12 protein-coding genes are annotated in these 12747 nt (G+C 56.3%); 2 read left to right on the top strand and 10 right to left on the bottom strand.

The genetic code is table 11. The features are described 5' to 3' along the window. Nucleotides 1-114 precede the first annotated feature (114 nt). Nucleotides 115-1134 carry a phosphate ABC transporter substrate-binding protein PstS gene (gene pstS, locus NB640_RS10160; RefSeq protein ID WP_269310448.1) on the bottom strand — a complete coding sequence of 340 codons (1020 nt, stop codon included), beginning with the start codon at nucleotides 1132-1134 and terminating at the stop codon, nucleotides 115-117. 237 nt (nucleotides 1135-1371) lie between these two features. Here pstS and NB640_RS10155 point away from each other — a divergent pair, with 237 nt between their 5' ends. Then, the gene (locus tag NB640_RS10155; protein WP_269308590.1) at nucleotides 1372-2058 is read left to right on the top strand and encodes a hypothetical protein; all 687 of its coding nucleotides are present in this window, start codon (nucleotides 1372-1374) and stop codon (nucleotides 2056-2058) included. Nucleotides 2059-2668: 610 nt separating this feature from the next. Here the strand turns inward: NB640_RS10155 and NB640_RS10150 are convergent. The 6 genes from NB640_RS10150 to NB640_RS10125 form a co-directional block, all read right to left on the bottom strand. Next, complete coding sequence (locus tag NB640_RS10150; protein WP_269308589.1) at nucleotides 2669-4132, bottom strand: flagellin N-terminal helical domain-containing protein; 1464 nt, start codon at nucleotides 4130-4132, stop codon at nucleotides 2669-2671. Nucleotides 4133-4591: 459 nt separating this feature from the next. Beyond that, complete coding sequence (locus NB640_RS10145) at nucleotides 4592-4879, bottom strand: hypothetical protein (protein WP_269308588.1); 288 nt, start codon at nucleotides 4877-4879, stop codon at nucleotides 4592-4594. Between the two features lie 7 nt (nucleotides 4880-4886). Next, entirely contained in the window at nucleotides 4887-5417 is a 531-nt protein-coding gene (locus NB640_RS10140; protein WP_269308587.1) for a Spy/CpxP family protein refolding chaperone, read from the bottom strand. A 251-nt stretch (nucleotides 5418-5668) separates the two neighbouring features. Beyond that, entirely contained in the window at nucleotides 5669-6244 is a 576-nt protein-coding gene (locus NB640_RS10135) for a GNAT family N-acetyltransferase (RefSeq protein WP_269308586.1), read from the bottom strand. Between the two features lie 14 nt (nucleotides 6245-6258). Continuing rightward, nucleotides 6259-7026: a class I SAM-dependent methyltransferase gene (locus tag NB640_RS10130; RefSeq protein ID WP_269308585.1), complete on the bottom strand. Its 768-nt coding sequence runs from the start codon at nucleotides 7024-7026 to the stop codon at nucleotides 6259-6261. 46 nt (nucleotides 7027-7072) lie between these two features. Continuing rightward, a complete protein-coding gene (locus NB640_RS10125) occupies nucleotides 7073-8164 on the bottom strand; it encodes an SEL1-like repeat protein (protein ID WP_269308584.1) in 1092 nt (363 codons plus the stop codon). Nucleotides 8165-8449: 285 nt separating this feature from the next. Between NB640_RS10125 and NB640_RS10120 the strand changes: the two genes are divergently transcribed. Continuing rightward, a complete protein-coding gene (locus tag NB640_RS10120; RefSeq protein WP_269308583.1) occupies nucleotides 8450-9916 on the top strand; it encodes a flagellin N-terminal helical domain-containing protein in 1467 nt (488 codons plus the stop codon). Nucleotides 9917-10084: 168 nt separating this feature from the next. Here the strand turns inward: NB640_RS10120 and NB640_RS10115 are convergent, their stop codons facing one another. From NB640_RS10115 to NB640_RS10105, 3 genes are all read right to left on the bottom strand, one after another. Next, nucleotides 10085-11263 (bottom strand): hypothetical protein, encoded by a 1179-nt coding sequence (locus NB640_RS10115; RefSeq protein WP_269308582.1) that lies wholly within the window; start codon nucleotides 11261-11263, stop codon nucleotides 10085-10087. A 170-nt stretch (nucleotides 11264-11433) separates the two neighbouring features. Next, nucleotides 11434-11985 (bottom strand): hypothetical protein, encoded by a 552-nt coding sequence (locus NB640_RS10110; protein ID WP_269308581.1) that lies wholly within the window; start codon nucleotides 11983-11985, stop codon nucleotides 11434-11436. Between the two features lie 10 nt (nucleotides 11986-11995). Further along, nucleotides 11996-12568, bottom strand: coding sequence for a hypothetical protein (locus tag NB640_RS10105; protein ID WP_269308580.1), 573 nt, complete (start codon nucleotides 12566-12568; stop codon nucleotides 11996-11998). Nucleotides 12569-12747: the final 179 nt, after the last annotated feature.

Genomic DNA, 12747 nt, shown 5'->3' with positions numbered 1-12747 from the left:
CCTCCTGTCCTTTTTTCCCATTCCTCGCGCCCATGACGCCAGAAAACGCATCGCGCCGCAAGGGGAGTGTACTCCCCTTGCGGCCCATTGAACCTGACAAGCCGGTTCTATCCATTACCAGACAGCCTTGCCCGACGCATCCTTGATTGACGTTTTCCATGCCTGCCGTACCTGCCGGATCACCGCAGGCGGCAGCATCACATAATCCAGCTCGGATGCCATCTTCCCGCCATTATTGAAAGACCAGTCAAAAAACTTCAGGACTGCTTTCCCTTTTTCCGCATCCGCCTGCACCTTCTGCATCAGGATGAAAGAAGCGCCTGTTACCGGCCAGCCCGAGCCATTGGTCAGGATCACCCCGAAGCCAGGCGCATTGCTCCAGTCAGCCCCGGCTGCCGCTTCCTTGAAAGCCGCCTCATCCGGTTGCACATACTTGCCATCCCGGTTCAAGAGCTGAGTGTGCGAAATGTTGTTGCGCCTGGCATAAGCATATTCCACGTAACCGATTGCCCCCTTGATGCGCTGCACATTCGCCGCCACGCCCTCATTACCCTTGCCGCCAACACCGGTGGGCCATTTCACTGCTGTGCCGGCACCTACCTGTGACTTGAAATCACTGCTCACCTTGGAAAGAAAATCCGTCCAGAGAAAAGACGTCCCTGACCCATCTGCGCGGTGCACCACCGTAATCGCCCGTGCCGGCAGCGTCACCCCCGGATTCAGCGCAGCAATCTCAGGCGCATTCCATTGCGTGATTTTTCCCAGATAAATATCGGCAATCACCGGACCGGAAAGCTTCAGTTGCCCCGGCCTGATCCCTTCCACATTGACAACCGGCACCACGCCGCCCAGCACCACCGGGAACTGGACAAGACCGGATGACGCCAGTTCGGCCGCATCCAGCGGCTTGTCCGAAGCGCCGAAATCCACCGTCTTTGCCTTGATCTGCTTGATCCCGCCACCCGAACCGATCGACTGGTAATTCAGCCGGTCACCCGAGTGCTTCTGATAACTTTCCGCCCATTTGGCATAAATCGGGTAAGGAAAAGTCGCCCCCGCTCCCGTGATATCAGCCGCAAACGCCTTGGCACAAAGCAGCACCGATGCCGCTGTTAACAGCAGTTTTCCCGTCATTGCTCTCATAAAACCTCCCTAAAACAGTTGATCCTGAAAACAATGTAACGGGCAAATATGACAGTTTTGTGACAAAACACAAACTAACGGTAAAACAGCCCCCTACCATGGTCACATGGCCTTCCTGCACCAGCCATCCAGGCTTGATTGATCGCAAGGAAAGCCGACACCCCCTGAATTTTCCGTTGCCGGGCAGGACTAAACATCACCACACAACCATCATGAGCTGAAAACACCATGAGACCACGCCGCACCGCCAGCCAGAAAATCCTCCACCCCGCCCTGATCGGCCTGCCATCCGGGCTGGATGAAACCGGCAGGCTCGACGTATTGCAGGACCACACCAAACCCAAACGAAACCCGAACCCCAAAAAACCCCGCGATCCCAAACCGGGAAGCAGGCGTGACCCCCATCCTATCCAACACCCCGAAATCCATCCACCACAAAACAGGCGATGCCCCTGCCTGAAAAAACGGGATGAAAAAAACGCATACAGGGAAGACGACAGCGACAAGCCGGGCTTTAACTATTCCGACTGGCACAAAACCGGACATCATGCACTGGAAGAACACCTGGTATGCGGATATGAAAAGAGTGGAAACAACATCAGCCAGCTTATCCTTGGCACGGAAAGCGACAACGGCGCCATCCGGTATACCGGCCATGTCCCGCTCGGTGAACACCCGTTAGACGAACTCATCATTGCCAGCCAGTCAAAAACAGATACCCACCCTTTTTCCACCATGGCCTTTATGAGTGACAATCCGGCCGTCTGGTTAAAGCCCAGCCTGGCCTGTCTCGTGGAATGCAGTGAAAAAACCGATTGCGGATTGCTGATGACGCCCGTCTACCGGGGACTGAAAGCAGACCGACCGCTCAAGACAAGATCAGCCACCGGCCTTATGGCAACGGCCATCCAGTAAAACAGGAATTCTCGGGAAATACCCGCCTCAACAGGGTGTCAAGGCGGGCGGGAGCTAAAGACCGGGTTACGAGCCGGCGGACTTATTTCCACGAAAGGGGTCTTGTATTAGGTCCACTCCCGCCCGTATGGAGATACAGAATCTGGTGACAAGATACTGCTAGCCCGGATGCCACCAGCGATCTCCATCAGGGGGGGAAGCATCAAGATAATCTGAAAGATTAGTTTTGTAAACCGTTAACTTATTTTTTCACCAAAAAAACTGTTCTGCATGGTAAAAACAGCCCCTTTGCCGGGTACAGACAATCGATTCCGCCTGACCGGAAAAACAGTACCTCCCTGCAAGTACGCGACATGCAGAAAAAAACGCTTCATAAAATACAGCAGGATCATCCAAAAGCACCTCAGGACACTTTTGGCAGGCCCGTTTCTTTACATCACAACAAAATGAGCCGCATTTTGCCAGAAATCCCTCAGGCGGGAAACAACATTACCAAATAAACGCCTGTTTTTTTACGCACAGCCCACGCACAAAAGGCACCGTTGAGGGTGCCTTTTGTGCCCCCCGCCAGGGAATCAGGCTGGCGGGGTATTCCAGTTTATACAGGAGATTACTGGAGAAGACCTAAAACTGTCTGTGGTATCTGGTTAGCCTGCGCAAGCATCGAAGTACCGGCCTGCTGCAGGATGGATGCCCTTGAAAGTGCTGCTGTTTCCTGGGCATAGTCCGCATCCGTGATACGGCTTCGGGAGTTGGTCGTATTTTCAGCTGTCACTTCCAGGTTGGAGATGGTTGACTCAAAGCGGGCCTGGAGCGCGCCGTAGCGGGCCATTTCACCAACAATATGCACAAGGGCGGAGTCTACTATGGCAAGCGTTTTCTGTGCCTCGTCAAAGGTCGACACATCCATGGTGGAGACCGGCATCAACTGGCCTGTGCCTCCCAGCAAATATTGCGCAAAAGCCGTCGTCTCTGTTACAACAAAGCTGTTGGGGGAATCTATTGTCACCTGCCCGAATGCTGTGCCAGCAGTACCTGCAGCTATGGCAATGCCTCCTCCAATGGTGCCATCGGCATTAAAAGTAGCCAGACTCATTGGTGCGGTTGATGCCGCATCAGATTCCAGAGAAATGTCATTCCCGTTCGGATTTGTGAGTCTGATACCCGGCTCTCCACCGCTGGCAACATAATATTCCGCTGTGACACCGGTTTTTGATGCCTGCGCATTAATCGCGTTAATTCCGGCCGCGTAGGCATCACCCAGGGTATTATCCGCACCGATAGCAAAAGAGACGACAACCGGCGTTGCATTGTTTGATTGCAGTGCAAGCGCATAAGTCGCGCCATTAGCAAGCGTGTTCAGGTGCGCTGTTGTCTTGGCCGATGCCGTTACACCGGTATCCCCCTCAAGCAGATTGATCTTTTCTGCAATCGTTCTTGCCGAGTCTTGTGCTGTCATGTTCAGTGTCGCCTTGCCAAGATAGCCTGTAATCACTGAGCTGGCATTAGCTGTTTTGGCAGGCGTACCTTCCGGGGTAGCGCCATCTTTTAACACGCGATAATTGCCATAAGTCGTTGTCATGAAGTTAGTGCCATTGGCGCTGATCACCTCATTGGCATTCGGGCCTACCTGGAAGTACTGCGTGCCCATCGTCCCGTTAAGGAGATTCTGGCCGTTAAAGGTCGTCACTTCCGCTATCCGGTTCAGCTCTGACACCAGTTGCCCGACTTCATCCTGAAGGGCCTGGCGGTCTGCCGGGGAGTTGGTCGCGTTGGAGGACTGTACTGCCAGCACCCTTACACGCTGGAGCATGTCATTCATGGTGGAAAGTGCACCTTCGGCTGTCTGGCCAAGCGAGATGCCGTCACGGGCATTTCTGATTGCCTGGTTCATGCCGTTGATCTGGGAGGTCATTCTTTCCGAGATGCCTAAACCGGCTGCATCGTCCTTGGCGCTGTTAATGCGCTTGCCTGAGGACAGGCGTTCCATGGCCTGGGAAAGGGCTGACTGTGTGGCATTCAAGTGTCGCTGTGAATTCAGCGACATCATGTTGGTATTGATAATCTGAGGCATAACCTACTCTCCTGTAAATCTTTCGCTATGGTTAAGGCGCCTGATTTCGCCTTTTCATTGGTGGGCTTTGCAAATAAGGTCTTTACGTTGCATTGGTGTGTTCCTTGTTTTTTGAACCGACCGCTGCGGGTATTCAAAGCCGACCGCTGTTGTCCTGTTAACGGAGGGGGTGGTGAAAGGTTTAATTTGAGGCGGGTCGAAATGGCGATGGAAACGCCTTGTGCAATTCGCGCTCTAGGCGGCATTTTTCCGGAAAACTTTAGGGTGGGCGAAGATTTTTTTCAAGCAAGGAAACAAGGCAAATATATTTAATTAAATCAATATACTAAAACAAATTCAACCTGTTTGACACACCCGATTCAAAACGCCGATAAGCGTGGTGTTTTGCCTTTTTATCATCGTTTTGAATGTGATGTTTTTTTCAGGATAAACCATAAATCGCCGCTTTTTCGCTTTTTTTCATCCACCGGGGATGGTGCCAATTCGATGAATTGAACGGCTTTTACCCCTTATTTCATGGATTTGAATGCGGGAAAACACCATCGCCACCACTAAAAAACCGGTTGCTTTTCCTTTTTTCTCGCAAGCAAAGCGAAGAAATAAAGGGTGTTTACCCCTCAATTCTTCGCCTTGAAAACCGCAAATACCAGCACCACCCCGAAAAATCAATAAAAAAAGCGCCTTTCGGCGCTTCGGGCTACCTCCCGAAAAAAACGCCAGCGTCAGGCTGGCGTTCGGGAAATTCAATCAATGATCAATAATGCGGCCCCATGCCGCCACGATGCCAGCGGCCACCGCGACGATAACCATAGCCAGGGCCTGGTCCTGTCTCCGCCTCAAAAACCTGCTGCTGCTCTGGAGACAATGTGGAATAAAACGCCTTTAACGCTTCCAGGTGCTTTGCCATGCGTGCATCACGCTCCTTCATCAGTTGCTGGGATTTCTCCAGGCGCTCAGGCGCCGTCATGCTGGAAAAATCAATCAGCTCACGATCCTGCATCGCCTTGATATTGGCCGTAATCGTGGCCTGGTAATCCTTCCATGCCTTTTCCTGTGTGGCATTCAGCTTCAGCTGGTCATGCAGGTAAGCCGTCCTTTGCTGGCCGACATCGCGCCAGTGCGATGCGCTTGCGCCGCCGTCATAACCCCAGCACGGGCCGCCGCCCCCCATATGTCCGGGCCCCATGCCGCCGCCATGCCAGTACGGATTTGCCAGTGCAACACCCGCTGCACCCAGACCCAGCACCAAAAGGCCCGCCATTACTTTCCTGTTCATTTTCTTCATCGCTGTTCCTTTCAAAATAAAACCAGCCATTCCGGGTAAACCAACCATTTACCGCTTCAGTATAGACAGCCGCCCTGTTTCAGTCCGCTACATTGTGTAACTCTTTGTATCACCTGCGCAGGATCGGGATATTGCGCTGCGTCACGTTTCGCCCGCCGCCCACAACAACACCCTCTCACAATGACAGAAAAACAACAAAAAAGCCGGATTTTGCCGGTTTTTAAAAGAAATTGACAGCCATCAACAAACCGTCAGCTTGCCGCATCCACCCATTCACTGCGCGTTATCCGGTACAGGCAATGCTCCCTCAACGGGCTGCCTTTGGGCACATCGGGGTGCGGAAAATTCTGGCCGGGGTCCGTTACCATCCCCAGCCGCTGCATGACCGCCATGGAGCGGGTATTCAACAGCGAGGTAAAGGCCACAATCTCCGGCAACGCCAGCACCTCAAAACCGAAACGCAGGACTTCCCTGGCGGCTTCCGTGGCATAGCCATGTCCCCAGTACGCCTGCGCCAGACGCCAGCCCACCTCCACACAAGGCGTAAAAGGCAGCTTTGCATGCGGCACATGCAACCCGACAGAGCCGATGAACGCGCCGTCCGATTTACGCTCCACCGCCCAGACACCCCAGCCGCGCCGCGCTATCAGCGATTGCAGGTACGCCACCATCGCATCGCTTTCCTTGCGGGTAAACGTCGCCGTAAAAAACGCCATCACCACCCGGTCGGCATTCAGCTCGGCATAAGGCGCATAATCCTTGCGTTTCCATTGCCTCAGAATCAGGCGCTCCGTCTCCAGCTCGGCAGAGGGGGAGATATTTTTCATACGGGCGGCCTGATTCACATCCGGGTTGCAATCAGCATCACTTCATCAATCGAAAAAGAACCATCGGCCTCCACCTGGAAATACGAGCGCACCTCCTCGGGCGCCGCCTTGAGCACCTCCCTGATCGCTGTCACATGGTGCTCAGGCGTTTTCATCCGGGTGACCCAGGACATGAATTCGTAGCGAAGACGAAGCGAAAGAAGCTCATTAACCCGGAAAGCCGCATCTGAAACAAAGCCCAGCCATTCGCCTGGCGAATACGCCCGCACATGCGACATATCCCGCAAAAACTCCACCGTCTGCAGGAAAATATCCCGCAAAGGCTCCCCTGGTGAAGCCGTATCCATCATCACAAAAAGACCGCCCGGCTTTAACACCCGGCAGATCTCGCGCACTCCCTGGCCCACATCACGCCAGTGATGCGCCGAATAGCGGCTTGCCACCACATCAAACGTCCCATCCTCAAAAGGCAGGCGTTCCGCTGGCCCCTGCCGCGTCATAATATTGGAAAGACTTCGCGTGGCCGCTTCCTTCTCCACCGCCGCCAGCATCTTTTCGGAGAGGTCGTAAGCCGTCACCTCTTTCACATGCCGCGCCGCCAGGTAAGAAACATGGCCGCCGCCCGTTCCCACATCCAGCAGTTTCGCCTCGGGATACTCGCCTAACATCCGCTCAAGAAGCGCCAGATCCTCACCCGCCGCATGCAGTGTACTCTGCACATAAGCCTCTGCCTGTGAGCCAAAATTTTCCTTTACCAGGTCCCTGTGCTTCTTCGTTCCCATCACTTCCTCACTGTCTGATCCAACCCATCGACCCTGACCGGCCCTGTCACGACGACATGCCGCGCAGCCGTGCCTGTGCGTCGGAGTTGCCTGTCCGGGCTGCACGCCGATACCACTGGAGCGCCACATTCCTGTCCTTGTCCACGCCCCGGCCCGTTTCATAAAACAGCCCCAGCCGGTACATGGCCTCACCATTGTTTTTCAATGCCGCCTGCCGGTAATAGTCCGCCGCCCTGGCATCATCCCTTTTCACATGAATCCCCCCGGCATACCATTCACCGAGGCGCAGTTGCGCCTCCGGCATCCCCCTGGCAGCCGCCTTTTCGTACAGCCCGAGCGCTTTATCCATATCCTGCGGGGCGCCGATACCGCGCTCGGCCATCCTGCCCAGCCGGTACTGTGACAGTCCCGACCCGGCTGCTGCCATCCGGGTATAAATCGCCATTGCGCCATCGACATCACGCGTTGTCCCGCGTCCCTCTTCCATCATCATCGCCAGGCGCACACCCGCCTGCCGGTTGCCTGCGGCGTAAGCCTTCTGAAGCCACTTCACCGCTTCCCAGTCATCACGCTCTACCCCTTTTCCCTCAGCAAGCAGATAACCGTAGCTGCCCATCCCGAGCACGTGCCCCTGCCCGGCAGATTGCTTAAACCATCCCGCCGCCAGCGCCTCTTCCGGTCCCTGCACACCGTCTCCCCTCGTACACACGGCACCCAGGTTGTTTTGCGCACCGGCATGGCCTGCAGTGGCCGCTTCCCAGTAATAACGGGCAGCCTTCACCTTGTCCTTTTTCACCCCGCCGCCCTGTGAATAAATCTGACCCGATGAAAAAGCCGCCTGCACATGACCCTTTTCCGCCGCGCGCTGGTACCACCTGAGCGCCTCGCGCCGGTCTTGCGAAAGCCCGTTACCGCAGCCGCAGTAATAAAACTCCCCCAACTGGTACATCGCCTGCGGGTTGCCATCCCTGGCCGCCTTTCTCACCAGCCTTACCGCTGACCGGTAGTCTCCCGCCTCATAAAGCCGCATGCCGTCCTCAAAATCATCCGCCAGGACATCCGCTGAAAAACCCGCCCATGAAAAAGCCGCCAGCAGCAGGCCTGATACCAGCCATCCCCTTTTTTGCCGTTTCCCCATCGAAAATTCCCCAAAAGACCGTCCTTACCGGACAAACACACCAATGATGCCACACAACCCGCCCAAATCCCACCCAAAAAATGCCGCAAGGCAACGCATAACGGCAGCTTTGTCATGCGAACACTTCAGCATCAAGCTGGAGCCCGACTAAACTTTCCCCTTATTTTGCCGTTAAAAAAAGCGTGACGGTCGGCTTTATTTATTTTCTGGCAAGGCAAACCAACGCAGCAAATTGGAATCAACCTTGCATTCGCCTGACAGGAGAGGCGAAAGGGAATTTGTATCGTGCCGATCACACTCACCAACATCGCGGGGATGTCTGCCCAAAGGCATCTCAACGCGGCACAGTCGAGAGCGTCAACAGCGCTGGAACGGTTGTCGTCCGGCAAGCGCATCAACAGCGCAAAGGATGACCCGGCCGGCTTTGCCATTGCCAGCCGCATGACATCCCAGATCAATGGCATGAACCAGTCCATCCGAAATGCCAATGACGGTATTTCCTTTGCGCAGACAGCCGAAGGCGCTCTCGGCACGACCGCCGATATGCTCCAGCGCGTGCGTGTCCTTGCGCTACAGGCCTCAAACACCACCAACATCTGGGACAGGCAGGCTATCCAGGAAGAAGTCACCCAGCTCATCGCCGAAATCAACCGGAGCGCGGAGACACTGACCTTTAACGGCATGAAAATCTTCGACGGCAGTTGCGGCAGCATGACCTACCAGGTCGGTCCCAATGCAGGTGATACCCTTACCTACGCCTCAGCCAACATGCTCACCCGTCACTATGGCACTTACCGTGTCAGCCAGAGCACACCGGGCGTCGGTGCTGCCTCCAATGTCACCGGAGGCGACATTACCATCAGCGGCTCACAGGGCAGCGCTACCTACACAGCAGCAGCCGGCGCCAGCGCCAGAGCCATTGCCAGTGGCATCAACGCCATGAGCGCTCGGACCGGTGTCACGGCCACCGCCAAAACTGACGTCAACCTCATACCGGCAAGCGGAGCAAACACCACATTCGAACTCACAGCCGACAACGGCAAAGCCATCGTCATCTCCTTTTCCACCGCCAACACCGGCAATGCAACTGACGACCTCGCCGCAGCCGTCAATGCCATCAATGCCCAGGCAGGCAAGACAGGCGTTACCGCCCAGGCCGACCGGCAAAACGGCGGCATACGCTTAACGCACAACAAAGGCAGCGACATCACCATCACCAACACCAACACCTCTGACACCGCCGCCATCACCATGAGCAACTACGGCCCTGACAGTAAACCCGGTGCCGCCACCACCCTTGCCAACAGCCAAACCGGCGTAGCCAATGGTGCCATCACCTACGACTCACCCTACGGCTTTATTGTCACTGACAACTCAGGGCTCATGAGCAATGGCGGCAGCACAGCAGTTGCCCGCCTGCACTCCGTCTCCGCCATCGACGTCACCTCATTTGACGGCGCCCAGCTCGCCATCAGTATCATTGACTCCGCCCTCACCACCGTCAACCGTGAGCGCTCCCGCTACGGCGCCATGCAAAACCGCTTCGGCTACATCATCGACAACCTCGCCATCTCGGCAGAAAACCTCTCAAACGCCAAAAGCCGCATAGAAGATGCCGATTACGCCGCAGAGACTGCGGCACTGGCCAAGGCGTCCCTCCTCATGCAGGCAACCACCGCCATGATCGCCCAGGCCAACCAGATCAACCGCAACCTCATCCTCACCCTTCTGGATTCCATGCGCCGCCATTAAAAACACCCCGCACCCTCCTGTAGCGTTTGCTGAGCCACCGGCGAAGCGAACGGACACCCATCGGCCCGCCGCACAACGTTTGGTACCCCCGCCAACAAACCACCCGCCTTTCATAAAAAAAGCGGCCCCTTCAGGCCGCTTCCCGGTGTGGCTGAGAACAAACAGCGCCTACAGCCCCCGCATCGCATTCATGCGGGCTGCCGCGCCCTGGTGGCCCTGTGCCGCTGCCAGGCCATACCAGCGCAGCGCTTCGTCGCGATTTTGCCTGACGCCATAGCCCTTCTCATACGCCAGCCCCATCGCCGCCTGCGCTTCCTTGAGCCCCTGCGATGCCGCGCGCTCATACCACCTCACCGCTTCCGGCACATCCTGCGCGACCCCCTCACCATCCACATACAGCTTGCCCAGCATATACTGCGCCACCACATACCCCTGCTCGGCAGACTTCCTGAACCACGCCGCCGCAATCGACTCACTCGCCGTGACGCCCTGCCCCTTCAGGTAAACATTGCCCAGGTTGAATTGTGCAATCGCATTGCCCTGGCTGGCCGATTTCTCAAAATGCACAACCCCCAGCTTCATGTCCTGCCCGACCCCGCGCCCCTGGTAAAACATCAGGCCCAAATTAAGCTGCGCGGCGGCATGTCCCTGCTGCGACGCTTTTGCATACCACTGGGCTGCCTGCTTCAAGTCTTCCTTCACCCCCCAGCCATGCTCATAAGCCAGCCCCAGATTAAACTGCGCACTCGCCTCCCCCTTCTTCGCCGCCTTTTTCAGGGCCGCAACCGTTTTCACATCATCCACCTTGCCATCCGGGCCGATCACCACATGGCCGATCCGCGACTCCTTGCCGGTGCCTGCCTGCCTTTTCCCCGTGCCCTCAGACGCCCCTGTAGCAGGGCGTGTCGCAGACGGCAGGCGTGAAGGCACAGCGGCAATAGATGTCACCGCTTCACCCGGCTGCATCTCGATGGTCTGTGGCACCCTTTCCGGGGTCACAGCAGGAGACACCGCCTGCTTTTCGGTCTTTGCCGTTGCCTGGGGCTTTACCGGCGTCACAGACTGCATCTGCACCGCCTTCACAGCCTTATCCGGCCCCGCAGGCAGGGCAGTCCCTGCCACGGCCTTCTTGCGCGTCACAGGAGCGCTTGCCGCCTTTGTCGGCGGGGCAGACTCACGCCCCTTCCAGTCACCCACCGTCTCGCCATACAGCTCGGCCAACTCCCGTTCCGCTTTCGCATCCCTGCCTGAAACCACATCCGCAAAAACACCCCCGACTGCCACCATACCAAAAAAGCACAGTCCCGCTGCCAGCCCCCGCAAAAACCATCCCTTCGCCTGCACCACGACTCCTTTCCGAAAACAAAAACACATACCGCGCCTTTTCATGATACTGCGATTTGGCGAAGCCCAAACCACAAAACACGAGGAAAGCCGCATAAACAGCATCAACTGGCCCAAAAGAAAAAAACCATGCCCGCAATGGACATGGCTCACAAACCAGACCGGGTTTCGCCCTATGACTTAGCCTTCATCGCCTGAAGCACCCGCCCGAAAAGCGCATACATCTGCTCGATATACTCTACCGCCGAAATACGGCCCATCCTCGCGCGGCCATCCAGCACGCCGATCTCCTTCTCATAGTCTGCCATCGCCTGCTGGTAGCACCCCAGTTGCCCCTTGCAACGCTGCATCACCTCGTTGCGCCTTTTCAGCACATCATCCGGCGTCACCCCCTGCCAGGGAGACTTTTTCACGTCAGACGTTCCGTCGCCACCTGTTAACACATCATCTGCAATCGCGATCAGCGCCCGGGTTTCCCCGCAGATCACCGCCACCGCCTGCTTCGGGCTGGCCTGCCCGATCCGCGCCTCCGAAATCCGCTGGGAGTGCGGGGTGGCCGCCGAGCGGAAAACATCCAGCCTGCCAAGTCCGTCAAGGCAGCGCAGGCGATACTGCAAAGCCGGGTAAAGCTTATCATCCAGGTCTGCCTGCGTACAGGCCGCCTGAGAAAGCAGCGGGAAAATCATGCCCGCAGCAAGCAACACCATCCGGAAAATGCGTTTCATCCCGCCTGCCCTATTCATTGATAATCTTCAACAGCTCCGTATACAGCTCACAGGTCCGGTTCACATACCGCGCCGCCATCACATCACCCGAGCCAGCCTGCGCTTTCAGATTGATCAGCTCGCGCCGCAATGGTGTCAGCTCGCGCCGCGCACAGTTTTCAATCCGGCGATTTGGCAGGCAGATCAAGTCATACTCCGCTGCCAGCGACAGCATTTTTTCCGGCGTACACTTATCCCAGGGATTTTTCAGGGGCGCCGTCTTCCCATCCCCGCCTGCCAGCACATCATCTGCAATCGCAATCACGCCAAAAACCCCCTTGCAAACACCATCCCAGTCCTTTGCCGCGATCATCTGCCCGATTTGCGCCGATTGCTCCGCTGCGGCTGCCTCATACACCGGCATGCGCTTCTCACCTTTCAAAAAACGCAAACGCATATTCAGATTCTGCTTCACCAGCTTTTCCGCCATCTCCTCCGTACAGGCAGCGCCTGCCGTTGCCTGCACAAGACATCCGGCCAGAAAAAGCACGCAGAGACAGCGCCCCATCCATCCTGCGTCAAAAAAACGTTTCATCCTGTCCATGACACCCCCTGAAAAAAAGGCCATGCCCACTGTCCCTGCAGACAGCATACCAAAAAACACACAACCGGCATCATCTATCCGTCAAACCAGACACAGGTTCCGCGAAAAAACCGCAAAACACCGGCCTTTTCAACACCTGTACAAATGAGCGAACCATCCGGAAAAGGAAAATAGAATCC

Source organism: Oxalobacter vibrioformis, from assembly GCF_027118995.1.
Classification (GTDB): domain Bacteria; phylum Pseudomonadota; class Gammaproteobacteria; order Burkholderiales; family Burkholderiaceae_D; genus Oxalobacter; species Oxalobacter vibrioformis.
This window is presented reverse-complemented; position numbering and strand designations above follow the sequence as displayed.

Bases quoted from the DNA above. Each gene is read 5' to 3' on its own strand.
- pstS (WP_269310448.1), bottom strand. From the start codon at position 1,134: ATGACGGGAAAACTGCTGTTAACAGCGGCATCGGTGCTGCTTTGTGCC.
- NB640_RS10155 (WP_269308590.1), top strand. From the start codon at position 1,372: ATGAGACCACGCCGCACCGCCAGCCAGAAAATCCTCCACCCCGCCCTG.
- NB640_RS10150 (WP_269308589.1), bottom strand. From the start codon at position 4,132: ATGCCTCAGATTATCAATACCAACATGATGTCGCTGAATTCACAGCGA.
- NB640_RS10140 (WP_269308587.1), bottom strand. From the start codon at position 5,417: ATGAAGAAAATGAACAGGAAAGTAATGGCGGGCCTTTTGGTGCTGGGT.
- NB640_RS10135 (WP_269308586.1), bottom strand. From the start codon at position 6,244: ATGAAAAATATCTCCCCCTCTGCCGAGCTGGAGACGGAGCGCCTGATT.
- NB640_RS10130 (WP_269308585.1), bottom strand. From the start codon at position 7,026: ATGGGAACGAAGAAGCACAGGGACCTGGTAAAGGAAAATTTTGGCTCA.
- NB640_RS10125 (WP_269308584.1), bottom strand. From the start codon at position 8,164: ATGGGGAAACGGCAAAAAAGGGGATGGCTGGTATCAGGCCTGCTGCTG.
- NB640_RS10110 (WP_269308581.1), bottom strand. From the start codon at position 11,985: ATGAAACGCATTTTCCGGATGGTGTTGCTTGCTGCGGGCATGATTTTC.
- NB640_RS10105 (WP_269308580.1), bottom strand. From the start codon at position 12,568: ATGGACAGGATGAAACGTTTTTTTGACGCAGGATGGATGGGGCGCTGT.